Origin of the sequence: Pseudomonas sp. TH10 (assembly GCF_016651255.1) — a bacterium.
Taxonomy (GTDB): domain Bacteria; phylum Pseudomonadota; class Gammaproteobacteria; order Pseudomonadales; family Pseudomonadaceae; genus Aquipseudomonas.
Genome location: NZ_JAEKEG010000044.1, coordinates 1 through 23,651, shown reverse-complemented (window position 1 = coordinate 23,651; position 23,651 = coordinate 1). Strand labels below are relative to the sequence as shown.

Sequence of the window (23,651 nt, the reverse complement as noted above, 5' to 3'; positions counted from 1 at the left end):
TGCCACCTTCTCCACGCGTGTTGTCAGGCACCCTTGTATTGCGACCAGAAGTCGTTCCAGTCTTCCAGGCTCTGCTGGACCGGCAGCTCGCGATACTTGATGCGGCCGTCGCGGATGTCATCCATGACGTTGCGTTGTCCCAGCACCATGCCCTGGCGCCTGGCTTCGGCGAGATCGGACTGGTTGAGCAGCTCCCAACCTTTTTACTGGGAATAAGCGCGGGGTACGCGGCCATTTTTGCCGACTTGACCTGGCCCTGGGGTGAGGTGATGTACTGGATGAACTTCTTCGCCAGATCCGGGCTGTGGGCTTTCCGGGCGATGCAGTAGGACTCCGTCCATTGCAGCCCGCCCTCCTTGGGCAACACGGTTTTTACCGGAGCGCCGGCGCGCTGCAGGACCCCGGTGATCCAGTCGCCAATGCCGCACATGGCATGCACCTGGCCGTTTTTCAGCGAAGAAAAGGTCCCGCCATAATCGAAGAAGCCGCCGATTTGCGGGCGCAGGCTCATGAGTTTCTGCTGCACGCTTTGCCAATGCGCGGCATCGATGTCGTAAGGCCGCGCGTTGCCGTCAAGCAGGCTGATCTGCCCCAGGTTGGGCAGGTGCCAGTCGAAGTGCCCGACCTTGCCCTTGAGGCTTTCGTCCCAGAACAGGTCGTAGCTTTGCACCTTGGCTTCGGGAACCAGTTGAGTGTTGTAGGCAATGCCCAGGAATCCGAAGCGGATCAGCACCGAATAAAGCTTGTCGCCCTGCCAGTGCCCTGGAAAATGCTGGAACTCGGGGTAGAAATCATCAAAGGGGTAATCCGCCGGATCAAGTTGCTCGATGTATTCGGCAGCATTGAGTTGTTGCACGTATTCAGCATCGGACAGGATCAGGTCAAAGGTGCCGGGCGGCGATTGCGAGATCAGCCCCAGCATGTTGTCGCCGCCGGTGTAGTACTTGGCCCGGACCTTGACCCCGTACTGGCGCTCGAAATCGGCAACGATGTCCGGCTCGGCGTGCCCGGCCCACGCCAGGATGACCAGTTCTTTTTCCGCAGCGGCGAAGCTTCTCGCCGGTAGCAAGCCGCACAGCGCCGCGGTGCCTGCGAGGATGCCGGAAGTCTTGAGGAAGGTACGGCGTGAAAGGTCGATGCGCTTGTTCATGACATGTTTCCCCGGGTGTTGGAAGTGCCTCATCCGTGTCGCGGCCAAGCCCACGCATCCTTGGCTGGCTGGCAGCATTGCAGCAGATCGCCATCAGTGTTTTTTGTGCACGCCCGACCTGCAATTGATCAGACCCGACCTGTGGCCGCCACAAGGAGCTGCATGAGGCCGTAATGCCAACTACGGGTCGTATTTGGACAAATCTGCCACCTGCCAATCTGATCGAATCGTTTTACCCACCACGGCCTGAAAATGACCTGTGGGTCAATTACTTAGATGGGTGTACAGATGAACAACAGCGTCGTCATTGGAGAACTCACCTGGCCGGAATACGCGGCAAAAGTCGCGACCGGCTGCCCGATCTTCCTGCCGGTGGGCGCTCTGGAGCAGCACGGACACCACATGTGCATGGAGGTCGATGTCCTGCTGCCCACCGCGATCTGCAAGGCGGTGGCGCATAACGTCAGTGGCCTGGTGTTGCCCGCACTGGCGTACGGCTACAAGTCCCAGCAGAAATCCGGCGGTGGCAATCACTTTCCTGGCACCACCAGCCTCGATGGCGCCACCCTCACCCACACCGTGCAGGACATCATTCGCGAGCTGGCACGCCACGGAGCGCGCAAGCTGGTGCTGATGAATGGGCATTTTGAAAACTCGATGTTCATCGTCGAGGGCATCGACCTGGCGCTGCGCGAACTGCGCTATGGCGGCATCACCGACTTCAAGGTGGTGGTGCTGTCCTACTGGGATTTCGTCAACGATCCGGCCGTCATAGCCAAGCTGTACCCCGAGGGCTTCCTCGGCTGGGATATCGAGCACGGCGGCGTCTTCGAAACTTCGCTGATGCTGGCCTTGCACCCGGACAAGGTCGATCTCGACCGGGCGGTGGATCATCCCCCGCCACCTTCCCGCCCTACGACGTCTTCCCGATCATCCCAGAGCGCACGCCCGCGTGCGGCACGCTGTCTTCGCCTAAAGGTTCCAGCCGCGAGAAAGGCCAGTTGATCCTCGACGTCTGCGTGTCCGGTATCAGCGCTGCGGTACGCGAAGCCTTCGCTTGAATGACTTGAACAGCGCACGGACGTGCCCGACCAGGTAACACTGCGGTTAACGCTTCACCCTCTCAAATACAACAAAAAAAGGGTAAGTCTCATGTCCAGTTCCTCAACTCTGGCGCCAGGCCTCAAGCAGCGTCACGTCACCATGTTGTCCATCGCCGGAGCCATTGGCGCCGGCCTGTTCATCGGCTCGGGCCACGCCATCGCGTCGGCCGGACCTGCGGCGATCCTGGCGTATATATTTTCCGGCACCCTGGTGGTGCTGGTCATGCGCATGCTTGGCGAAATGGCTGTGGCCTCGCCCGACACCGGGTCGTTTTCCACCTACGCCGAACGCGCCATGGGCCGCAGTGCCGGCTTCACCATCGGCTGGCTCTATTGGTGGTTCTGGGTGCTGGTGATTCCCATCGAAGCCATCGCTGCCGCCGCCATCCTCCACGCCTGGTTCCCGTCCATCCAGACTTGGGAGTTCGCCATAGCGGTCACCGGGCTACTGACCCTGACCAACCTGTTCAGCGTGGCGCGCTACGGCGAGTTCGAATTCTGGTTTGCCATGCTTAAAGTCATCGCCGTGCTGGGGTTCATCGCCATCGGTGCGCTGGCGCTGGCGGGTGGGCTGCCCGAGACCACCGTCAGTGGCGTGGCCCAGCTCAGCAAGGAGTTCGGCGGCTTCATGCCCAATGGATGGACCGCCGTCATCGGCGCGATGCTCACTACGGTGTTCAGTTTCATGGGCACCGAGATTGTTACCATTGCCGCAGCCGAATCGCAGAACCCGTCGAAGCAGATCACCCGTGCGACCAACTCGGTCGTGTGGCGAATGGGGATTTTCTACATCGTCTCGGTGTTCCTGATCATCTCCATCGTTCCCTGGAATGACCCGATGCTGGTGACAGTGGGCTCGTATCAACGAGCGCTGGAGCTGATGAACATTCCCCACGCGAAGATGATCGTCGACATCGTGGTCCTGATTGCCGTCGCCAGCTGCCTGAACTCCGCCATCTATACCGCCTCGCGCATGGTCTACTCCCTGAGCAAACGGGGCGACGGCCCGCGCATCCTGCAGAAAACCTCAGGCTCCGGCGTACCCTACATCGCCGTGCTGGCCAGCACCGCAGTGGGCTTCCTGACCACGGCACTGAATTACTTTGCCCCCAACGAGGTGTTCGCTTTCCTGCTGGCCAGTTCCGGAGCCGTGGCCTTGCTGGTGTACCTGGCGATTGCCGTGTCGCAGCTGATATTGCGCAGCAAGATGAACGCCTCGGGACACCCGATCGTCTTCAAGATGTGGTTCTACCCGTGGCTCAGCTACCTGGTGATTTTGTGCATTCTGAGCATCCTGACCGTCATGCTGATTCTGCCTCAGCACCGCATGGAAGTGCTGGCCACCGGTGCGCTGACCCTGTCCATCGTGTGCATGGGCGCTATTTTCAAGGCCAGGATACGTCCTGCGCCAGCTTCTCCTGAAACCCGCAACGCCTGAGGTTCAATAGCGTCAAGCAGCCCCCCGTTCACCTCTTTCCGGCCGCTTTCCCACCACGAAGCTGGCCGGTTTTTTTATTTGTACAAGCGCAGAACAAGAGGATGGCCCATGTCTGCCTACGAACAACGGCCAGTGAAAACCAGGGTTTTCTGGTCATCCAGAACTTCACCACCATCGGCTTCGCCTCCGCCGTGGAAACCTTGCGCATGGCCAACATGGCCGCCCGCCAGCCGATGTACCGCACCCTGATCATCGCCGCCAGCCTGGAGCCGGTCACCGCCAGCAACGGCATGCGCATCCTGCCCGACTACTCGATCGAAGACGCACCGAAACTCGACATGTTGTTTGTGGTGGGCTCCAACCCGATCGTGTCCAACCACAGCAGCCGACCGTTGCTCGGCTGGCTGCGCAAACTGGCGCATCTGCAGGTGCCCCTGGGCGGTATCTGCACCGGCAGCCACTTGCTCGCCCGGGCTGACCTGCTCAAGGGTTACCGCTGCACGATCCACTGGGAGGACTACGAGGCGTTGAGCGAGCGCTTTCCCGGGATCGTCATTTCCAACCAGTTGTTCGAACTCGATCGCGACCGCTACACCTGCTCCGGCGGAGTGGCGGCCATGGACATGACGTTGCAGTTGATCGCCCGTGAACCTGGCGGGCGGGACATCGCCACACATGCTGCGGAACTGCTGTTGTGTGATCGCGCCCGAGGCGCTCAGGAACGCCAGCGCGTGCCGCTGCGGCAGAAGCTCGGCACCTCCCAGCCCAAGCTCAGCCAGATTGTGGCGATCATGGAAGCCAACATCGAGGAGCCGCTGGGGCTGGAAGAACTGGCGCGCTTGAACGAGGTGTCGGTGCGGCAACTGGAGCGACTGTTTCACAAACACCTCAAGCGCACACCCAGCCAGTACTACCTGGAGCTGCGCCTGTCCCGGGCCCGGCAGTTGCTGCTGCGTAGCGAGGCGCAGGTCCGCGATGTCGCCCTGGCGTGCGGCTTCGTTTCGCCGGCACATTTCTCCAAGTGCTACAGCCGCTATTTTGGTCTGTCGCCGATGGGGGAGCGCCGGCAGGTGGCGGTGCACTAGACGTCTTGTGTTGGCTGCACTGACGCCTTCTCACTCCAACCCATCCGCATGCACAAAGCACAATTTGTTGCCCTCCGGATCCCTGCAATAGGCGCCGAAATAATCCGGTGAGTAATGCGCGCGTATCCCGGGGGCGCCCTCATCCGTCGCGCCTGTGGCGATGGCCGCTGACCAGGCGGCCTGCACCTGCTCGCGCGAGCGGCAGGCAAAGCTGACCTGGGTGCCATTACCCCAGTTCGCCGGTAACCCGTTGTAGGGCAGCTGGATGAAGAACTGTGGCCAGCTCTTTCCCGGATACTGCCAGCCCGAGCCCGGTGGGCCGCCGTCGTTTTCGTCTGGCATGCGCTCCAGGCCCAGGGGTTGGAGGATCGTGTCGTAGAAGGTGGTCATGGCGGCGAGATCGCGGGCGCCTAGGATAATGTGGCTGAACATGGCTGGGCTCCTGGGGTGGAGTGGGCTGTTGCTGGATTGCTGGATTGCTGGATTGCTGGATTGCTGAGATTAGCTCAAAGGCAAGATCAAGAGATCGCAGCCTCGTTGCACTCGACAGCTCCTACGCCGCTCCTGCGCAGCTCCTGAGGGAATTGGGCACGCGGGTTCCCCAAGGGCAGCCGGATCGACTACCATGCCGCCGCCGGTTTCCACATGGGATTAATAGGGAATCCGTGATGCTCGCGCAGCATTAAACGGAACTGCCCCCGCAACTGTAGGTGCTGAGCCTGCTCCACGACTGCCACTGGGATCGCTCCCGGGAAGGCCGGAGCCAGGTGATGACGCACCAGTCAGGAGACCTGCCGGCCAAGCAAATCACTAACCGGCGGGGTGTCCGGGGAGGACATCCTTGGCGCGCGGGTCATCTTGGTGACCAGCAGTGCACTGCATTTGCGGCAGCGTTCGATGATGTGTTTCCAGACCGTATTGCCCTGCTCCGTTTACGGTTCAACTGGAGATCGCCCCATGCTGCTGCCCCGCTTCGCCACCCTCTGCACGGGCCTGGGTCTGTGCGCCCTCGCCCAGGCGGCACCGACGCAATACCCCCTGACCGTGGAGAACTGCGGCAGCACGCTGACCTTCCAGCAGGCACCGAGCCGAGCAGTGACCATCGGCCAGGCCGGCACCGAAATGCTTTATGCCATGGGATTGAGCGACCGGCTGGTGGGCACCTCGCTGTGGTTCAACGACGTGCTGGGCCGCTACAAGACCGAGAACGACAAGGTGCCGCGCCTGGCTGACAACGAGCCGAGCTTCGAGGCGGTAATTGGCAAGCGCCCGCAGCTGGTGGCAGTGGAACTGGAGTGGATGGTCGGCCCGCAAGGCGCCGTCGGCACCCGCGAACAATTCCATGAGTTGCAGATTCCCACCTACCTGATGCCTTCCGACTGCGAAGCCAAGGACAACCTGGTGGGCGCCGACGGCACGCGTCTCGAAGCGTTTCGCATCGACAGCCTGTACAAGAGCGTCAGCCAGCTGGCGGCAATCTTCGATGTGCAGGCGCGTGGCGAGAAGTTGAACGCCGAGCTCAAGGCCAGCCTGGCGAAGTCCATTGCCATGGTGCAAAACAAGGACCTCAAGCACACCAGCGCGCTGTTCTGGTTCTCCAGCGCCAGCCTGGATATCGATCCCTATGTCGCCGGTCACAAGGGCATTCCCGATTTCATGCTCAATACCCTGGGCGTGCGCAACGTGGTGCAGTCCGACGAAGAATGGCCAACGGTGGGCTGGGAAACCATTGCCAAGGCCAACCCGACATTCCTGGTGATTGCCCGTATGGATCGGCGCCGCTTCCCGGCTGACGACCACGAAAAGAAACTGGCCTTCCTGCGCAGTGACCCGGTCACGCGCAACATGGACGCGGTGAAAAATAATCGCATCATCATCCTCGACGCCATGGCGATGCAGGCCAGCCTGCGGATGTTCGATGGCCTGGAAACACTGGCCACCGCCATCAACGGCTACGACTTGCCGAAATGACCGGGACGCTGATTCGCACGCTGCTGGCCTTCGTCACACTGCTGCTGGCGGTGATCGCCGGCGTGGCCATTGGTGAAACGCCGATCGAGCCGGGCGTGGTGTTCCAGGTATTGGCCAACAAGTTGTGGTCCGCCGGTCATGTGCTCGACCCGATCGACGAAGGCATCGTCTGGAACTACCGCCTGACCCGGGCACTGGTGGCCGCGGCTTGTGGTGCAGGCCTGGCCACCTGTGGGGTGATCCTGCAATCACTGTTGCGCAATCCACTCGCCGATCCCTACCTGCTGGGTATCTCCGCCGGGGCTTCCACAGGGGCGGTTCTGGTGGCGTTGCTGGGGCTGGGCGCGGGGGCCATTTCGTTGTCCGTCGGCGCTTTCGCCGGGGCTGTCGCAGCCTTCGTCCTGGTGATTTTGCTGGCGCGGGTCAGCGGGTCATCCAGCGGCACCGGGCAGATCATCCTGGCCGGCATTGCCGGCTCGCAATTGTTCAACGCGCTGACGGCGTTCCTGATCACCAAGTCCGCCAGTGCCGAGCAGGCTCGCGGCATCCTGTTCTGGCTGCTGGGCAATCTCAGTGGCGTGCGCTGGCCGTCGGTGTGGTTATCGGTGCCCGTGGCCCTGCTTGGCCTGGCAGTGTGCCTGTGGCACCGGCGGGCGCTGGACGCGTTCACGTTCGGCGTCGATTCCGCAGCCTCCCTTGGTATCCCGGTGCGCCGGGTCCAGTTCATATTGGTGGGCAGCGCGGCGCTGGTGACGGCCGTAATGGTGTCGATCGTCGGCTCCATCGGTTTTGTCGGGCTGGTCATTCCCCATGCCGTGCGCCTGTTGCTGGGCACCCGTCACGCCCGCCTGCTGCCTGCCAGCGCACTGGGTGGCGCGCTGTTCCTGATCGCGGCAGATGTGTTGTCGAGGACGTTGATCAAGGGCCAGGTGATTCCGGTCGGGGTCATCACCGCACTGGTGGGCGCACCGGTGTTTGCGTTGATCCTGGTCGGGCGGAGGAATGCCCGGTGAGCCGTGAAGAGTCGGTATTGAGCTGTGCCGGGCTGGGTTTCGATGTCCGCGAGGTGCAGTTGTTGCACGACATCCATCTGCACATTCAACGCGGGGAAACGTTGGGCATCGTCGGGCCCAATGGCTCTGGCAAGTCGACTTTGCTCAAGTTGCTCGCCGGGGTACGCGAGCCGTCCCGGGGCGAAGTGTTCCTGGGCGGCACACGCCTGGGCAAGCTGCCACGGCGAACGATTGCGCAAACCCTGGCCGTAGTTGAACAGCAGGCGAACACCGAGGATGCCATCAGTGTGCTCGACGCCGTTGCCCTGGGGCGAACCCCCTGGCTGTCAGCGTTGCGCCCGTGGTCCCGGGAAGACGCACACATTGTCGAGCAGGCGTTGGTTGACGTCGATGCCGCGCACTTGAAAAATCGCACCTGGCGCAGCCTCTCCGGCGGTGAGCGCCAGCGCGTGCATATCGCTCGCGCCCTGGCCCAGCGGCCGCAGATCCTGCTGCTGGATGAGCCCACCAATCACCTGGACATCCAGCATCAGCTGTCGATTTTGCAGGTGGTGCATGCCCTGCCCGTCACCACGGTGATCGCCCTGCACGATCTCAACCAGGCACTCACCTGTGACCGCCTGGCCGTGCTCGAGCGCGGTCGACTGGTGGCGCTGGGCGCCCCCGTGGAAGTGCTCACGCCCAAGCGCCTGCAAGACACGTTCGGCGTGCAGGCGCACTACCTGGTCGATCCGTATGACGGGGCGCAGATCCTGCGTTTTCGCGGTGCGCCTGGTCTGTGAATCGCGCCAGTCAGGTTCCGCTCTTGACCTTGGTCCAGACCCGGGTGCGGATGCGTTCGGTCTTGAGTGGCAGCGGTTTGCCGGGGAACAATGTGGCGAGGGTCGCGGCCGGCGGATAGGCGCCCGGATTGTCCCGCAGAACCTGATCGACCAAGGGCGTCGCCGTTTTGTTGCCGTTGGGATAGCCCAAGTAGTTCGAGCTTTTGGCGATGACCTCGGGCCGCATCATGTAGTTGATGAAGTTCAGGCCCTGCTGCGGGTGCGGCGCGTCCTTGAGCAGCACCAGGGTTTCCATCCACACCGACGAACCCTCTTTTGGAATGCGGTAAACCAGCTGGCGCCCGTTGCCCGCCTTCGCCACCGCCACCTGAGCGTCATGCACGCCACCGGACCAGGCCACCACCGCGCAGATATTGCCGTTGGCCAGATCGGTGATGAACCGCGACGAGTCGAAATAGGTGATGTAGGGGCGGATTTTCAGCAGCAGCGCTTCGGCTTTGGCGTAGTCATCCGGATTGCTGCTGTCGGGTGGCAAGCCGAGATAATGCAAGGCGATCGGAATGATTTCGCCGGGCGAATCGAGCATGGCGACGCCGCACTGGCTGAGCTTCTTGATGTTTTCTTCCTTGAAGATCAAGTCCCAGGAATCCACCGGGGTCTCGTCGCCAAAGATTTTTTTCACCTGATCGACGTCGTAACCGATCCCCGTGGTGCCCCACAGGTAAGGGATCGAGTAGCGATTGCCGGGGTCGTTCTGCGCCACTTTGGCGAGAATGTCGGGGTCAAGATTGGAGCGGTTGCTCAACTGGCTGTTATCGAGTTCTGCGAGCACGCCAGCCTTGATCAGGTTGGGCAGTGCGCTGTTGGTAACCACGACCACATCGTAGCCGCTGCGGCCGACCATCAATTTGCTTTGCATGACTTCCGCGCTGTCGAAAGTGTCCAGCACGATGGAAATGCCGCTGTCCTTCTGGAAGTCCTTGGGCGTTTCGGGGGCAATAAAGTCGTACCAGTTATAGAGATTCACGCTCGGGGCATCGGCCCAGCTCGTGCCAACACTGGAACCGCAGAGCACGACCAGGCCTGCGTGCAGCAATCGCTTGAATATCATGAGGTGCTCCTTGGCTGATCTGTTCTTGAAGACACATCGGCCGCTGTGATTGTTTTTATCGTTGAGCTGCAAAAGCGCTGCTTTAGGGGATCAACAGTTCGCGGCGACCGTCCGGGTGTTCAGTGACCGCAGCGGCCAGCTTCAGGCGCTTTTCTGCGCGGTAGTCATAGAGCGCGCGGGACGGTGCGATCTGCGTGAGGTCCAGGTCCAGCACGTGCCGGCATTCTTGCGCGCCGGCTTCAAACAGGCGTCTGCCGAACGGGTCGACGACGGTGCTACCGCCCGCGAACACTTCGCCAACGCCTTCGCCCACGCGATTGACCATGGCTGCAAACACCTGGTTTTCCTGGGCACGGGCGGCGACGGCGGTGTGGTGCAGATGGCCGTAGGGTTCCATGTTGCCGTCGGTGATCAGGATCAACTGCGCGCCGAGCGCCGCCAGTGCGCAGGCGCTTTCCGGGAACTCGATGTCGTAGCAGATCAACAGGCCGATGCGCACTCCGCGCCATTGCACAGTGGTAAAACGGTCGCCGGGCAACACCAGGCCAGGCTCGCCGACCCATAAGTGAGTCTTGCGATAACTGAGCGCAACGCCCTCGGGCGTGATCAACAATGTGGTGTTGTAGAAGCGTTCTCCGTCACGTTCGATCAACCCGACGACCACCGCGACATCGCGCTCGCGCGCCGCTGCACAGATCGTCTGGACACTCGCGCCGTCCACCGCTTCGGCGCGTTGGGCAATGTTGTTGTGGTCGAGAAAACCGGTGATGAACGACTCGGGGAACATCACGATATCGCTGCCCGGTGCGCTGTCGGCGATCGCCCGCAGAATGCGCTCCAGGTTGTAAGCGGTATCGCCATCGCGCGCCGCCATTTGTACGAGTTCTAATCTCATCGTCAGACCTTCAGGTGAAATACGTCCCGGCCAGGAAACGGATGACTTTTGCCAGCGGCCAGGCAAGTATGCGTATCACCAAAAAATTCCTATCACGCTGAGTGAGTAACCCCCAGGGGGTAGACAATGGGTTTGAAGCTGCAGGCTCGCTCCCACAGGGCCGGCGAGCATGGCACTTTTTCTGATCGGCAAGGACACTGTGGGAGCAAGGCTTGCACGCGACTTTTATGATCTTGCCCGCCTACGAATACGCCTCCACCATCCACTTCACCCGAGCCAACGCCTGCCCAAGCGTATCAATGTCCACCGACCCCAATGCCAGGCGAATCGCATGGGGGACATGCGCCGAAGTGGCAAACGGCTCGGCCGTCGAAACGGCAATACTCTCCTCCATCAACGCCTTGGTAATCTGGTCCGCCCGGGCATCTTCGCCCAGCGGCAACCACAGGAAATACGACGACGGATGCGTCACGCAGCGCAGCCCATCCAGCGCACGCAACGCAACGATCTGCCTGGCCTGGGCGTCGGCCCGCTTCTGGGTTTCCAGTTGCATCACCGTGCCATCGTCCAGCCAGGCACAGGCAATCGCAGTCATCACCCCCGGGGTGTTCCAGGTGGTGGACCGGATAGCGCGCTCGATGGCGGCCACCTTGTCCAGAGGCGCGGCGACAAAACCGATGCGCAGGCCGGTGGCGATGCTCTTGGATAAACCGGACACATAGATGGTCCGCTCCGGCGCCAACGTAAATAGCGGTGGCGGCGGGTTTTCTACCAGAAACGCGTAGGCCGCGTCTTCGATGATCGTCAGCTCATGCCGCCGGGCAATCGCCACCAATTGCTCGCGCTGCTCGATCGGCATGACCCAGCCCAGCGGATTGTGCAGCGTCGGCATGCTGTACACCGCCCGCACTCGCCGACTGCGGCAAAGTTTTTCCAGGGCCTCGAGATCCGGCCCGCCGGCGCCACCAGGAATCGGCACGATCTCCAGATGCAGCGCCTCCGCCAGCACCTTGAAGCCGGAATAGGTCAGGGCGTCCGCCGCAATCACATCACCGGGCTTGAGTATTGCCATCAGCGCCACCGCCAAGCCTTGCTGGGCGCCATTGACGATCAACACTTGCTCGGCATCGACATTCACCCCACGGCTCAGCAGGTGCCGCGCGACCGAGGCGCGTTCGTGTGCGCGGCCTGCATGCGGTTGATAGCGCAGCAACGCTTCGAGATCGCCGGACAGCGCCAGTTGCCTTAACGCTGCGCGCAGCAACTCGGCCTGACCGGGCAACGACGGATAATTGAAATTGAGGTCGATCATGCCGACCGCGACGTCTTTCTGATCAATGCCCTGCCCCGGCGGCAACGAGGTTTCGCGCACAAAGGTGCCGCGCCCGGTTTCGCCGCTGACCAGCCCCATCGCCTCCAATTCGGCGTAAACCCGCGAGGCGGTGACCAGCGCCAGACCTTCACGGGTGGCCAGTTGGCGGTGAGTCGGCAAGCGGGTGCCCGGCAGCAGGCGACCGGCACGGATATCGGCGGCAAAGGTATCCACCAGGAATTTGTAACGCGAGCGCGGCATGGGCGATGTATCCATGACAATTTTTTGATTGTTATTGATTCTCGACCCTAGGATGGCTTTCTGCAAATTTGAGTGTGACGAAATGGAACGTGCATCAAGCCTGCAAAACCCTGGCCGGGAAAAGTCCGCGAGCGGCTGGCTCAACGGTTTTATCGGAGTGCTGATCTTCAGCGGCTCGCTGCCCGCCACCCGCCTGGCCGTGCTGGAGTTCGATCCGGTGTTCCTCACGGTGGCCCGCGCCAGCATTGCAGGGTTGCTGGCGCTGTGCATGCTGTGGCTGTTCAGGGAAAGCGCCCGGCGCGGCATCAACTGGTGCCCCTGACCATCGTCGCGTTGGGTGTTGTCCTGGGTTTCCCGCTGTTGACCGCCCTGGCTTTGCAATATGTGACATCCGCCCATTCGATCGTCTTCGTCGGCCTGCTGCCCCTCGCCACGGCGGTGTTTGGCGTACTGCGCGGCGGTGAACGTCCGCGACCGGTGTTCTGGTTGTTCTCGATTCTGGGCAGCCTGCTGGTAGTCGGCTTTGCTCTCTCCCAAGGCGTGACCGCCTCGCCCATCGGCGATTTATTGATGTTGGCGGCGATCCTCGCCTGCGGCCTCGGATATGCCGAAGGCGCAAAGCTGTCCAGGACCCTCGGTGGCTGGCAGGTAATCTGCTGGGCATTGGTGCTGTCGTTGCCGGTGATGGCGCCATTGGCCTGGTGGCTCGCGCCGCCGACCCTCTCGGGCATCACGCCCTCGGCGTGGGTGTGCCTGGGGTACGTGTCGATTTTCAGCATGCTGGTGGGTTTTGTGTTCTGGTATCGCGGACTGGCGCAGGGCGGTATCGCGGCAGTCGGCCAGTTGCAGTTGCTGCAGCCGTTTTTCGGCCTGGCTCTGGCAGCCACGCTGCTGCATGAGCAGGTCAGCCCGGGCATGCTGGGGGTGACGGTGGCGGTGATTTTATGTGTGGCCGGGGCGAAAAAGTTTTCCAGGTAAGATTCGGGCCAGGGCGATCCGTGATTTCATAGCACTTTGATTGGCAATTATTGAGGAAACATCGTGGTCACTTGTTATCTGAAGTACGTGCTTGATCCCTATCAGCTCGAAGCGTTCGAGTACTACGCGAAGCTGTGGATTCCACTGGTTGAAAAATTCGGCGGGCAGCATCACGGCTATTTTCTGCCTTCCGAGGGCGCCAACAATATCGCCATGGCGATGTTCACCTTTGCGAGCCTGGCGGAGTATGAGCGTTATCGCCAGGACTCGATGCAAGACCCGGAGTGCATTGCCGCCTTCAAGTACGCTGAGGAAACCAAGTGCATTCTCAGCTATGAGCGCAGTTTTTCCGGCCGGTGTTTGGGGATTAACTCAGGTTTTCTGTAAAACCAACCCTGCTTCGACTGCCGAATCGATGATCAAGCTGGCAGGGACATTGATCCAGGTCGCCGCGTCAATGTCACCTGCCCCCGCCAGCCACTGCTCCACCATCTGATAACCAAGGGTGTAGCCCAGCCATCTTGGATGAACGCCGGTGCCGAAGAACCACGCGCTGTGGTCGTAGTACGCTGCGTCGAGGGCCTGGCGATCGGTCGGAGTGCGCAGCAGATCCTCGCGGTTTACCGCGCTCTCCCAGGGTTCCGCTGTGCTGCCGAGCAGATGCCGGACGAACTGTCCGGCCAGGCCCTCGCTGACCAATGCCTCGCCGAGGGTCCAGCCGTAGCCGGGACCCGCCATGCGCAGGCAGTGATGAACCTCATGGATGATCTGCCGGTGCAGCGTGCCATTGCGCAGGCTCGCCAGGAAATTCGGGTTGGCCGGATCCAGGGTCATCGAGAACATGCTGCTGCGATAAGCGCGCCCGACGATGCCCATTTCCGGGATGGTTTCGCCGGGCAGTACCTGGATCAGAATATCCAGCCTTGGCGGCGGCAGCAGGCGCGAGAGGGTTTGGTAGGCGGCGGCGAATTCGCCAGCCAAATCCGCGCGAAACCCGGCCAGATCGCCCGAGGCTTCCAGCCAATGCAGCGTCCATGAGTCCATTCATCTATCCCTTCTATCGTTGTGGAGGCTAAGCTCAGCCAGCCAAGCGGCCAATCATATCCACCGGAAGCCACTCTGACCATGCGCCTGAGAACTGCAATTTTCGCCCTTCTGAACCTTGCCATGGTGGCCACGGCCAGCGCCGAGTCCCGGCCCGGGCACATGGTGTATTTGCGCACTATCGACCCGAGCATCGAGCAGGACATTCGCTACGCCAGCGCCCATAACTTCACCGGTCGCGCGCTTGAAGGGTATGGCGCCGCCGAGTGCCTGTTGTCCCTGGAGACCGCACAGGCCCTGGCCCGGGTGCAGTCATCCCTGCGGGCCGAAGGCTATGGCTTGAAGGTTTTCGACTGCTATCGTCCCAACCGCGCAGTGGCCGACATGGGCCGCTTTGCGACAGAGCCGGGCGACCCGCGCAAGACCGAGTTTTACCCTCGGGTAGATAAGCAGGACTTCTGGCGACTGGGTTATGTGGCGCGGGTTTCCGGCCACTCCAAAGGCTCAACCGTCGACCTGACCCTGACCGGACCGCAAGCGCTGCCAGCCGCCAAATGGACGCCGGCGGCTTCGCAGGCAGACTGCACCGCGCCCGTTGACCAGCGGTGGCATGATGGAGCTGTCGACATGGGCACCGGTTTTGATTGTTTCGACGAGCGCGCCCACACCGCCAGCGTCGCGATCAATGCCACGGCAAAAGCCAATCGCCAGCGGCTCACCAGCGCGATGGAAAAGGCGGGCTTTTCCGGCTATTCGAAGGAGTGGTGGCACTTCACCTACGCGGGCGAAGGCGCGAAAAAACAGGTGATGGACTTCCCGATCACCCCCCTGGGCGCTCGCGATCTGATCGACGCCAGCCAGCAGTTGATCGTGGTCACCAGCAAAAGCTGGGACGACATCCAGGGCAGCGCCCAGCGCTATGAACGCGATGGCAGCACCTTGCGCAAAGCCGGCGACGCCTTTGCGGTAGTAGTTGGCAAGCACGGGATGGCCTGGGGCAAGGGTTCGTTCGAACCCGGCCCAGGCCCGGTCAAACGTGAAGGCGACGGCAAGGCACCTGCCGGTGTATTCACCTTGGGCACGGCATTCGGTTTCGATCCAGCCGCGCCGACAAAGCTGCCTTACCTGACGCTGACGCCGTCCACCGAATGCGTGGATGACAGCCAATCCCCGCGCTACAACGAACTGGTCGACGGCGCCGCCATTGTCAAAGACTGGAACAGCTCCGAGCGCATGCGCAGCGAGGACGTGCTGTATCGCCAAGGCATCTTCATCGATCACAACACCCCGGCGACCCGCGGCGCAGGCTCGTGCATTTTCTTCCACATCTGGCGCAGCCCCACCTCGCCAACGGCGGGTTGCACGGCCATGGACACGGCGGACATCACCCGCTTGCTAGGCTGGCTGGACCCTCGGCAATTGCCACTGCTGGTGCAAATGCCCGAGGCGCAGTACGAGCAGGTTCGCGCGTCCTGGGGCCTGCCGGCACGCTGATTTCAGCGCTGCTGCAAATCGAGGCAGTAGGTGTAGTAACCACTGTCGCGCACGTAGCCCAGTGACTCGTACAAGCGCTGGGCGTTGAAATTGTCGGTAGCGGTTTCCAGCACCATGCCTTTGCCGCCCGACAACACGGCAAAGGAGCGTGCCGTATTCATCAGCAAAGTCCCGACTCCGCGACCGCGGGCATTGGCCGTGGTGAACAGGTCCCCGAGCAGCCACGTACGGTGCGCGTCGATGGAGGAAAAGGTCGGGAACAGCTGGACAAATCCCAGCGCCTCGCCTGTGTCGTCCTGGGCAAGGAAAATCACCGACTCGTCCCGGGCGATACGCTCGGCGATAAAAGCGCGCGACTGCGCCAGGTTCGAAGGTTGGCGGTAGAAAACGCGATAGGCGTCGAACAACGGAGCGATGAGGTCGAGGTGACTGGCGTCGGCGCGCAGGGCCTGGAGGGGCATGGCGGATTGTCTCCGTGGGGGTGGATTGCGGTATTGTTGGTAGGCAAGGATAGATCAAAAGATCGCAGCCTCGTTTTACTCGGCAGCTCCTACAGCTCCTACGGCTCCCCCTCTTGAAATGGACCTCAAATGAAAACTGACTGGCAACAGATCCGCGACATGATGAACACTGTCATCGACAGCTGCGAACAGCTGGAAGCAGCAGGCCTCAGAGAAGAACACCGCGCCGCGACCGTGCACGTCAACGGCGTCGATTGTTCAGTCCAGGAGTTTCTGATCAGTGCCTGGACCTTGCCGGAAAACATCCGCTACCAGATCATTCGCGAACGCCACGAAACCAGGGATGACCTCCCCTATGTGCCGGAGGCGGCGCGGATCCTGATCGCAATGGCGCAGGCCTGTGCGGAACTGGTGGGGGCCCGTGACAGTGCGCCGGCGAAGACTGCCATTGAAGGCATGAATCATTGGTACAAGGCTTATGCGGTACCTCATATGACGGCTGCGATCAAAGGCGCAGGGTAACGATAAAGCGTGCATTCTGGATGACCCCGGCGCCCTCGGCACCTTCGCGAGCAAGCCCGCGAAGCTAAAAATCCCTGCCCGCCACAGATAGCCTGTAGGAGCTGCCAAGTGAAACGAGGCTGCGAGCTTTGATCTGGCCTTTAAGGGTCAACGATCGCAGCCTCGTTCCTCGGCAGCTCCTACGAAGCGCCCGGCAACTCAGAACGTCTTGCTGACGCTCCCGACCACCGTGGCGGTGCACAGATCACCATAGCCGTACCAGCTGGCGCATTCGCTTTGCGACAGGTCGGTGTCGATGTAGCTCAGGCCCCAGGTAACGCCGACGAACTCCCGCGTGAGCTTGGCTTCCCATTCGTAGTAAGCGTCGCGGTTGTCGCCGCTGCCAGACCAGTAGGCCGGGTCCTTGACGTCGCCGCGACCCACGCGCAGGTCCAGCCCCACGTCAGCCGGCAACTCGATCTTGTAGGCGAGAGGTCGGCCGGTTTGCTCTTCGGATTGGTCAGCAGTAACGCCGCTACATGCGCCGTGAGTTCGCCTTGTTCCGCCAGCTCGCGGTACAGCGGCAGCACGCCGTAGCTCTGCTCGGTGGCATTGAAATCGAACAGCGAGTCACCGCTGCCGGCGTTCGCCGCAGCGTCCATTCAGGCGGTAACGCCGTATTGATTGTTTACCCTGACAGCTTCGCGCGCCGCCTGCAGCATGACCTGCGGGGTGGGTGGCGGAATCTGGCTGCGGACCTGGTCCCAACGCGATTCGGCAAAGTAACCGGTGGGGGTGAAATCCTTCTCGTGTCCCACGTAACTGCGCTCGGATTCCGACAGGCTCTCCACGAGTGCGGCGTCGATCTTCAGCCGCTTGAGCATGGCGTTGTTGGCCCAGCCGGTATGCCCGTCGATCCCGCTGAACACCAATGGCTGATCGGCCCAGCGGCCCTGATTGAAGCGCAGACCGAGCTGCCGGCTGTTCTCCCAATAGGCCGAACTCACCCCGGCGATGCTGATCACATCACCGGCCCGGGCGCGTCCGGCCCGGTCCTGCTCGATGATCCATTGCTCAAGCTCCGGCAACGGCTTGACCTCGTCCAGCAACGTGGCGCCCATGCTGTCGAAGGCCGCCACTACCGGGTGGCTGTGAGTGTCGATCATGCCGGGCATCAACACCTTGCCCCCAGGTCGATGCGCCGGGTGCGCCTCATCGGCCAGGGCGTTGATCTGGGCATCGGTGCCCACCTGAAGAATCTTGCCGTCTTGCACGGCCACGGCCTGCACCAGGCCCTGACCTGGTTCGGCGGTGAATACTTTGCCGTTGAACAACACCAGGTCGGCGGCAGCCATCGCTTGCAGCGAGGTCATAGCCAGCGCGGCGGCCAACAGGTTGGGGAAATCGTTGCATGGGAATGCTCTCTGGTTTTTTTATTGAGCGGTCGGGGTGACCGAAGCCTGGGGCAACGCTTGCGGGTCAAGACCCACAAACGGCGCCTTGGCCCACACCACCTTGCCGCCGACGACAGTCAACAGCACTTCATTGCGGCCCAGTTCTGCTTCCGGCACCTGCATGAAGTTTCTCTTCAGGACGATCAGGTCGGCGAACTTGCCGACTTCAAGCGAGCCGGTGACGGCCTCCAGCTTCAGCTGTTGGGCGGCATTGAAGGTGATGGCCCGCAGCACTTCGCTGCGCGACAGCGCCGGGTCGCCATTGAGTTTGCCGGCATACTCGGGCCCATAGCTGTGGGTGTTCAGCGGATCGCCGGCGCGGGTCACGCCAATTTTCAGCGCGAGGAACTCGTCGAGCGGATCGACCGGCCAGTCGCTACCATAGGCAATGCGCCCACCGGCGTTGGCAATGCTGCCCGACGGTTCCATGCGGGCAAAACGTGCCGGCCCCAAATGTTCGTTGGTGCCGTCAATGGTGGACGGCGCCTGCTGGGCCCACTGGAAGGACATGGTTGCCGTCACATCGAGTGCCTTGAAGCGCGGGTAGTCGGCGGGGTCAACCGATTCTGCGTGGGCGATGGCCGGCCGAAAGTCGCTGGCAGGCAGCTGACGGCGCACGTATTCGACACTGTCGAGCGAGGCGCGCACTGCCCGTTCGCCGGTAGCATGCAGATGTGGATCAAGTCCGGCCTGGACAGCCCTGAGCAACAGCGGGTTGAGCGTCTGAGACGGGAAATACAACTCGCCAAGATTCTTGCCGGGCGTCCACTGGGGCGCCTTCTCGGTCCCGCTGTTTTCTAGATAGGGCGTCAGCATCGCGCCGGTGTCCGCAGGCGCATTGATGATCCCGTCCATGAACAACTTTACGTGACGCATGCTCACACCTGGAGCCGGCTGAACGTCGCCCTGGTCATAGGTGGCGGCCAGGGCCTTCGCTTCGGCGATGGTTTTCGCCGGGTCCGCTGCGGCGGCGGCCGGGTCCAGTTTGATGGCCAGCAGCGCTCGGGAAGTCAGCTCGCCCGACTGCTGCAGTTGAGTAAATGCCTTGGCGCTTTCAGCACCTGACAAGGCATCGAAGAAACTGGTGATGCCTTGCTGGCGCATGGCGTCGAGTGCGGCGCGAGTCTGGATCAACTTCTGTGCATCGCTGGCGGGTGGTACTACAGCGGCCATCGATTCGGCGGCACCGTCTTCGCAGATGCCAGTTGGATTGCCGGCGCTGTCACGGGCGTACTTGCCGTCGCCGGGATCAACAGTCTCCTTACCGATGCCGGCGATCGCCAGGCCGCGTGAGTTAACCAGCAAGGTATGGAAATCGCTGGAGCGTACCTGGATGGGACGTTTGGTCCTGAGGGCGTCCAGCGTCGACTTGTCCGGGTCGCCATCGAGCCCGTCCATGCCCATGCGGTCCCAGCTACCGACTTCCAGCCAGACATCCGGCCCTTTGTCCGGCTCGGCATCCAGGCAGGCCTGAATCCGTTCCTGGAATACTTTGCGGGTCATGGTCTGGTATTTCAGGTCGCATAAGGTCATCGCCCGGCCACCGTCACCCGGGTGCATGTGCGCGTCGATGAAGCCGGGCATCAGCATGCGCCCGGCCAGGTCGACCTGCCGGGTCTGCGGACCGACAAAGGCGGCCACCCCGGCCTCGCTGCCGACGTAGACGATCTTGCCCGCCGTTACCGCAATCGCCTGCTGCACAGAATTCTGACCGTCGACGGTGTAGACATAACCGTTGCGCATGACCATATCGGCGGCGTTGGAGCCTTGGGTCTGACACCCCACCAGCGACATCAAGGAAAATGCCGTCGCCGTTGTCACTGCGATACCCAGCCTGGAGAATTTCACGTGTCCCACCTCTGTTTTTATAGTTTTTAAAGGGCCCGTTCAGACTGCCGTGCTCGCCCCGTAATGCAGGAGCTACCCTATAGGGCGCGGCGTTTGAATGGACCTCTACAAATGAGGAGGGTGAGGGAAATACTTGTGGATGCAGCACGTCTCAACAGAATCTGTTACCCGGATTTGGCCAGAGGGTTCGCAGAGGGGGAGCGCAGTGCCGACCCCAGTTCGACCTTGCTTTTCACCCCAAGCTGCACATAGCAGTTGCGCAGGTAGGTGCGCACGGTGGCCGGGCTCAACGCGAGGATTTTGGCGATTTCCTTGTAGGAATGGCCGGCGGCAAACAACATCGCTGCGGTGCGCTCCCGGGGTGCGAGCATCACCCCGCGTGACAAGGTTTCCAGGGAAAGGATCACATGCTCGCTGTTAGGCGAAAGTGTCAGGGCGCAGCGCCCCAGGCGCATCACGCACGGCGCTTTGCTAACTGGACAATCACCTCGGGCGGCAGCGTCGAACCGTCCCACTGAGGCAATTCGCGCTGGATGGCCACACCCAGGGCAGCGCCTATATACAGCAGGCTGCCATCCATGCGGGCGACGCCGAAGTCGCTTGCTCCATTCCCCGTGTCAACGCGAATCATGTCCTGCACCTGGAACCGCCACAGCTGCAGCAGATGATCGCAAAAGGCGCTGAACAAACCGGCCGCGTCTTGTTCGAACGCGCACTCATGCTGGCCGCGATACAGGCACACGAAGAACATTAACCCGCTTTCGGGTAGCTCAAAGGTGATGCACATCGCATGGAACAGATCGTGGCGCCGGGCAAAGGCACTCACGCCTTCGTCCAGATCGTCATAACCGCTTTCGCGCACCACGGTACCGGGCTTGCTTAAAGTGTCATGGGAAAAACTGTCCGCATCGGCGCCCTTGTGCCATTCGACGGCAAAGGATTCAGGCAGGTCGATTCGCCCGTGCATCCAGCTTTTCGGAGGAATATTGACGCCCGACACTGACATCTCCCCCACCAGGCCGACGCAAAGGGCACCAGTGAGCGAAACGCCTGCAGGCCATCTTCGATGAATCGGGTTGAGCGATGATCCCGGGCCAGCCGACCCAGTTCCAACACGCAAAGATTGAACGCCTTTAGCGTTGCCATCGATACCTTGGCGTCGACCTCGTCCCCCTCCTCCATTGGTTTTTATCCTGATCATTGCACAACGTTTTGATTTGACGATGCCATAGGCGTGGCGGTTGCGTCCAGTTCATGACGAGCTGACGCAGGCGACGGGTTTGCGCCCACGGCCTGAGCGTGCCGATCTTGCTGGCGATTTCGCAGAAGGGCATTACGATCAGGTCGCCGAGCGTGTGGTAACGCTCAGGACCCTGGCCGGCGATACCGAACTGCAGCGACTCAGGCTTGGACGTAGTGACATAGAGCGTGCCAAACATCCAATCCCACAGGGACAGGTTGACGCCAAAATTCCTGTCGAAGTGGCGCGGCGCATCGCTGTGATGAATCTGGTGCTGGGCCGGGCTGTTGAGCACATGCTCGATGGCTGGGCCGAACGATAACCACACGTGGCTGTGGCGCAGGTTCGCCGCCAGCCCGTTGAGGATGAACACCAGGTAGGTCACGCCGAACAGGGTGTAGCGGCTGACCTCGCCGCCACAGGCATACCAGAATACGCCGGCATAGGCGCCGACCATCACGCTGATGGAGAGCTTTTCCACCACCTTCTCCAGGAAATGCACGCGGCTGGCTGTCGCCGGCACCAATACCTGTGCCGAATGGTGGACCTTGTGGAACGCCCAGAGCCAGCGCGTATGAAAGGCGCGGTGGGTCCAGTAATGGGTGAAGTCTCGCGCCAGGAAAACACCCAGTCCGTACAGCAATGACAGGCCGAGGTGTTGCTGCACTTGCACGCGAGCCCCCACAGGTTGGTGAAAAAACCAACGTAGTCGGCCGAGCGCAGGATGTGCGGGTCAACGATGCCGACGATCGGCAGCACCAGGGCGACCTTGAGGATGGCGCGCACAAAGTAGTAGCGGTAATCCAGTAATGCAGAGGGGTGGAAATGCACCTTGCCGGCGCCGATGAATTGCCAGAACGATGAAGCGTCAGTTAAACCGCGACGCCTGCGGTAACGAAAAAGGCTGTAGGCGACCGAGTAGGACACGCTAAGGAACAACAGGCCAAAGCGGCCATTGAGGTCAAAGATGCCAACGAACTGATGGGCGACCGGCTCGATCACCCACGCCATCAGGTAGCCAGAGAGAAGTGCGACAACTTCCACGACAGATTCGCCTCATGCCAGGGAAGGACGTGGGTTGGTGGAACAGGCGATAAGTGTAGCCGTGGTTTGGCGTTAAAGTTTGATTTCGTTGGCCGCTGTTATGTCGATCCGGCCTACCGGGCCGGTCAGGTGGGCCAGGATTTTGTTGTGTTCGGCAATGATGTCTTCGGCGGTGGTATTGCCGTTATCGACCGTGGAATGCGCGTCGCCGGCGAGTACCACGTCGTAGCCCAGGGCATGCGCCTGGCGGACGGTGGCGTTTACGCAATAGTCGGTTTGCAGGCCGCAGATGATCAGGCGGTCAACCTCACGCTCCAGCAGCAACGCTTCAAGTGGGGTCCGGTAGAAGGAGTCCCCGGTGGTCTTGCCTATTCGCAGGTCCTCGGGCGAAGTGTCCAGTCCCTTGGCGAGTTGCCAGCCCTCGGAGCCATGTTGCAGCAAGTCGCCCTTTTCCTGGTGCTGGATGAGCACGACCGGGATGCTGGCCGCCCTTGCCCTGGCGCTGAGCGTGTTAATGTTGGCAATCACCCGTTGAATATCGAAGCATTGGTACTGGCCGGTGCACAAGGCGTGCTGTACGTCGACGATCAGCAGTGCGGTGGTCATGATTGTCCTTCCTTGAGTGGGTGGTGCGGGGAACAGAAAATAGATCTGTCCCCCTTTAAATACAACCTTCAATAGCCAAGGTGACAGGCCGGTATTGCGCCGCGGGTCGTTGGCTCCGTAGAAGCGGTTCTTGCCAACCGGCTTGCCCTCAAGCGAAGCGCGCGCCGACCAGAATCGCCGCGACGTGGTTGGCATCCTGGGGCCCGGCGAATTTGTGGCCCATGCTTTCGAGCATCTTCACCGTGTCGGGACTGGTGGTGAAGGTTTCCAGGTTGGTTTCTTCCGGCAGCCATTGCTGATGGAAACGCGGGGCATCCACCGCTTCCTGGATGTTCATCCCGTAGTCGATCACGTTGAGGATGGTCAGCAGTGTCGCGGTAATGATGCGGCTGCCCCCGGGAGTGCCGACGACCATCACCACCTTGCCGTCCTTGGTCACGATGGTCGGGCTCATCGACGACAGCGGCGCCTTGCCGGGAGCGATGACGTTGGCCTCGCCTTGCACCAGGCCATACATGTTCGGTACGCCGATCTTCGAGGTGAAGTCGTCCATTTCGTCGTTGAGGATGATCCCGGTCTTGCTGGCCATGACGCCGGCGCCAAACCAGTCGTTGAGGGTGTAGGTCACCGACACCGCATTGCCCCATTTATCGACGATCGAGTAATGGGTGGTGTTGCTGCCTTCATGGGGCGCAACGCCGGGCTTGATCTCGCGCGACACGCCAGCCTTTTTCGGGTCGATGGCGGCGCGGATTTTGGTCGCGTAGTTCTTGTCCAGCAGGTGTTCGATGGGATTTTTCACGAAATCCGGATCGCCGAGGTAGCTGTTGCGGTCGACATAGGCGTGGCGCATGGCTTCG

The 23,651-nt window shown here is 61.5% G+C and carries 15 protein-coding genes, 9 pseudogenes and 1 riboswitch; of the genes and pseudogenes, 10 read left to right on the top strand and 14 right to left on the bottom strand.

The window, feature by feature from the left end; translation table 11 throughout:
• Positions 1-23: 23 nt before the first annotated feature.
• Positions 24-1,150: pseudogene (locus tag JFT80_RS25065) on the bottom strand (extracellular solute-binding protein).
• A gap of 288 nt (positions 1,151-1,438) precedes the next feature.
• Between JFT80_RS25065 and JFT80_RS06885 the strand changes: the two are divergent.
• The 3 genes and pseudogenes from JFT80_RS06885 to JFT80_RS06875 all read left to right on the top strand — a co-directional run bounded on the left by JFT80_RS06885 (position 1,439) and on the right by JFT80_RS06875 (position 4,776).
• Positions 1,439-2,211: pseudogene (locus tag JFT80_RS06885) on the top strand (creatininase).
• Between the two features lie 91 nt (positions 2,212-2,302).
• Entirely contained in the window at positions 2,303-3,691 is a 1,389-nt protein-coding gene (gene gabP / locus JFT80_RS06880) for a GABA permease (RefSeq protein WP_201147357.1), read from the top strand.
• Positions 3,692-3,792: 101 nt separating this feature from the next.
• Entirely contained in the window at positions 3,793-4,776 is a 984-nt protein-coding gene (locus JFT80_RS06875) for a GlxA family transcriptional regulator (RefSeq protein WP_201147356.1), read from the top strand.
• Between the two features lie 30 nt (positions 4,777-4,806).
• Here JFT80_RS06875 and JFT80_RS06870 read toward each other — a convergent pair whose 3' ends face one another.
• On the bottom strand, positions 4,807-5,208 hold the full coding sequence (locus JFT80_RS06870; protein ID WP_045062210.1) for a VOC family protein: 402 nt from the start codon (positions 5,206-5,208) through the stop codon (positions 4,807-4,809).
• A 186-nt stretch (positions 5,209-5,394) separates the two neighbouring features.
• Positions 5,395-5,590: riboswitch (cobalamin riboswitch) on the top strand.
• Between the two features lie 143 nt (positions 5,591-5,733).
• Between JFT80_RS06870 and JFT80_RS06865 the strand changes: the two genes are divergently transcribed.
• Genes JFT80_RS06865 through JFT80_RS06855 form a run of 3 tightly spaced genes read left to right on the top strand, consistent with a single transcriptional unit; the run spans position 5,734 to position 8,542 of the window.
• Positions 5,734-6,747 carry an ABC transporter substrate-binding protein gene (locus JFT80_RS06865; RefSeq protein WP_201147355.1) on the top strand — a complete coding sequence of 338 codons (1,014 nt, stop codon included), beginning with the start codon at positions 5,734-5,736 and terminating at the stop codon, positions 6,745-6,747.
• Complete coding sequence (locus tag JFT80_RS06860; protein ID WP_122839209.1) at positions 6,744-7,760, top strand: iron ABC transporter permease; 1,017 nt, start codon at positions 6,744-6,746, stop codon at positions 7,758-7,760. Before JFT80_RS06865 ends, JFT80_RS06860 begins: the two co-directional genes overlap by 4 nt.
• Positions 7,757-8,542 (top strand): ABC transporter ATP-binding protein, encoded by a 786-nt coding sequence (locus tag JFT80_RS06855; protein ID WP_201147354.1) that lies wholly within the window; start codon positions 7,757-7,759, stop codon positions 8,540-8,542. Before JFT80_RS06860 ends, JFT80_RS06855 begins: the two co-directional genes overlap by 4 nt.
• A 10-nt stretch (positions 8,543-8,552) precedes the next feature.
• Here JFT80_RS06855 and JFT80_RS06850 read toward each other — a convergent pair whose 3' ends face one another.
• From JFT80_RS06850 to JFT80_RS06840, 3 genes are all read right to left on the bottom strand, one after another.
• A complete protein-coding gene (locus JFT80_RS06850; RefSeq protein WP_201147353.1) occupies positions 8,553-9,653 on the bottom strand; it encodes a polyamine ABC transporter substrate-binding protein in 1,101 nt (366 codons plus the stop codon).
• Between the two features lie 82 nt (positions 9,654-9,735).
• Complete coding sequence (locus tag JFT80_RS06845) at positions 9,736-10,548, bottom strand: carbon-nitrogen hydrolase family protein (protein ID WP_201147352.1); 813 nt, start codon at positions 10,546-10,548, stop codon at positions 9,736-9,738.
• Positions 10,549-10,789: 241 nt separating this feature from the next.
• Complete coding sequence (locus JFT80_RS06840; protein ID WP_201147351.1) at positions 10,790-12,121, bottom strand: PLP-dependent aminotransferase family protein; 1,332 nt, start codon at positions 12,119-12,121, stop codon at positions 10,790-10,792.
• Positions 12,122-12,203: 82 nt separating this feature from the next.
• Between JFT80_RS06840 and JFT80_RS06835 the strand changes: the two are divergent.
• Positions 12,204-13,099, top strand: a pseudogene (locus JFT80_RS06835) (DMT family transporter).
• A gap of 63 nt (positions 13,100-13,162) precedes the next feature.
• Positions 13,163-13,470 (top strand): annotated as a pseudogene (locus JFT80_RS06830) (NIPSNAP family protein).
• 1 nt (position 13,471) lies between these two features.
• On the opposite strand, the gene JFT80_RS06825 reads toward JFT80_RS06830, so the two are convergent.
• Complete coding sequence (locus JFT80_RS06825; protein ID WP_201147349.1) at positions 13,472-14,143, bottom strand: DUF2268 domain-containing putative Zn-dependent protease; 672 nt, start codon at positions 14,141-14,143, stop codon at positions 13,472-13,474.
• Between the two features lie 81 nt (positions 14,144-14,224).
• Between JFT80_RS06825 and JFT80_RS06820 the strand changes: the two genes are divergently transcribed.
• Positions 14,225-15,637, top strand: a complete 1,413-nt coding sequence (locus tag JFT80_RS06820) for a M15 family metallopeptidase (RefSeq protein WP_201147348.1) — start codon at positions 14,225-14,227, stop codon at positions 15,635-15,637.
• A 2-nt stretch (positions 15,638-15,639) separates the two neighbouring features.
• Here the strand turns inward: JFT80_RS06820 and JFT80_RS06815 are convergent, their stop codons facing one another.
• Entirely contained in the window at positions 15,640-16,098 is a 459-nt protein-coding gene (locus JFT80_RS06815) for a GNAT family N-acetyltransferase (RefSeq protein WP_201147347.1), read from the bottom strand.
• Between the two features lie 129 nt (positions 16,099-16,227).
• Here JFT80_RS06815 and JFT80_RS06810 point away from each other — a divergent pair, with 129 nt between their 5' ends.
• Positions 16,228-16,620, top strand: coding sequence for a hypothetical protein (locus tag JFT80_RS06810; RefSeq protein ID WP_122839219.1), 393 nt, complete (start codon positions 16,228-16,230; stop codon positions 16,618-16,620).
• 198 nt (positions 16,621-16,818) lie between these two features.
• Here JFT80_RS06810 and JFT80_RS06805 read toward each other — a convergent pair.
• The 7 genes and pseudogenes from JFT80_RS06805 to JFT80_RS06775 form a co-directional block, all read right to left on the bottom strand.
• Positions 16,819-17,091, bottom strand: a pseudogene (locus JFT80_RS06805) (hypothetical protein); the annotation flags it as partial.
• Positions 17,091-17,972 (bottom strand): annotated as a pseudogene (locus tag JFT80_RS06800) (amidohydrolase family protein); the annotation flags it as partial. The pseudogenes JFT80_RS06800 and JFT80_RS06805, both read right to left, overlap by 1 nt.
• Positions 17,973-18,032: 60 nt before the next feature.
• On the bottom strand, positions 18,033-19,901 hold the full coding sequence (locus JFT80_RS06795) for an amidohydrolase (protein ID WP_201147346.1): 1,869 nt from the start codon (positions 19,899-19,901) through the stop codon (positions 18,033-18,035).
• A gap of 164 nt (positions 19,902-20,065) precedes the next feature.
• Positions 20,066-21,083 (bottom strand): annotated as a pseudogene (locus tag JFT80_RS06790) (helix-turn-helix transcriptional regulator).
• Positions 21,035-22,152 (bottom strand): annotated as a pseudogene (locus JFT80_RS06785) (sterol desaturase family protein). Before JFT80_RS06785 ends, JFT80_RS06790 begins: the two co-directional pseudogenes overlap by 49 nt.
• Positions 22,153-22,257: 105 nt before the next feature.
• Positions 22,258-22,791, bottom strand: coding sequence for a cysteine hydrolase family protein (locus JFT80_RS06780; protein WP_201147364.1), 534 nt, complete (start codon positions 22,789-22,791; stop codon positions 22,258-22,260).
• 81 nt (positions 22,792-22,872) lie between these two features.
• Positions 22,873-23,651 (bottom strand): annotated as a pseudogene (locus JFT80_RS06775) (gamma-glutamyltransferase); the annotation flags it as partial.

Bases quoted from the DNA above. Each gene is read 5' to 3' on its own strand.
- gabP (WP_201147357.1), top strand. From the start codon at position 2,303: ATGTCCAGTTCCTCAACTCTGGCGCCAGGCCTCAAGCAGCGTCACGTC.
- JFT80_RS06875 (WP_201147356.1), top strand. From the start codon at position 3,793: ATGGCCCATGTCTGCCTACGAACAACGGCCAGTGAAAACCAGGGTTTT.
- JFT80_RS06870 (WP_045062210.1), bottom strand. From the start codon at position 5,208: ATGTTCAGCCACATTATCCTAGGCGCCCGCGATCTCGCCGCCATGACC.
- JFT80_RS06865 (WP_201147355.1), top strand. From the start codon at position 5,734: ATGCTGCTGCCCCGCTTCGCCACCCTCTGCACGGGCCTGGGTCTGTGC.
- JFT80_RS06860 (WP_122839209.1), top strand. From the start codon at position 6,744: ATGACCGGGACGCTGATTCGCACGCTGCTGGCCTTCGTCACACTGCTG.
- JFT80_RS06850 (WP_201147353.1), bottom strand. From the start codon at position 9,653: ATGATATTCAAGCGATTGCTGCACGCAGGCCTGGTCGTGCTCTGCGGT.
- JFT80_RS06845 (WP_201147352.1), bottom strand. From the start codon at position 10,548: ATGAGATTAGAACTCGTACAAATGGCGGCGCGCGATGGCGATACCGCT.
- JFT80_RS06840 (WP_201147351.1), bottom strand. From the start codon at position 12,121: ATGCCGCGCTCGCGTTACAAATTCCTGGTGGATACCTTTGCCGCCGAT.
- JFT80_RS06825 (WP_201147349.1), bottom strand. From the start codon at position 14,143: ATGGACTCATGGACGCTGCATTGGCTGGAAGCCTCGGGCGATCTGGCC.
- JFT80_RS06820 (WP_201147348.1), top strand. From the start codon at position 14,225: ATGCGCCTGAGAACTGCAATTTTCGCCCTTCTGAACCTTGCCATGGTG.
- JFT80_RS06815 (WP_201147347.1), bottom strand. From the start codon at position 16,098: ATGCCCCTCCAGGCCCTGCGCGCCGACGCCAGTCACCTCGACCTCATC.
- JFT80_RS06810 (WP_122839219.1), top strand. From the start codon at position 16,228: ATGAAAACTGACTGGCAACAGATCCGCGACATGATGAACACTGTCATC.
- JFT80_RS06780 (WP_201147364.1), bottom strand. From the start codon at position 22,791: ATGACCACCGCACTGCTGATCGTCGACGTACAGCACGCCTTGTGCACC.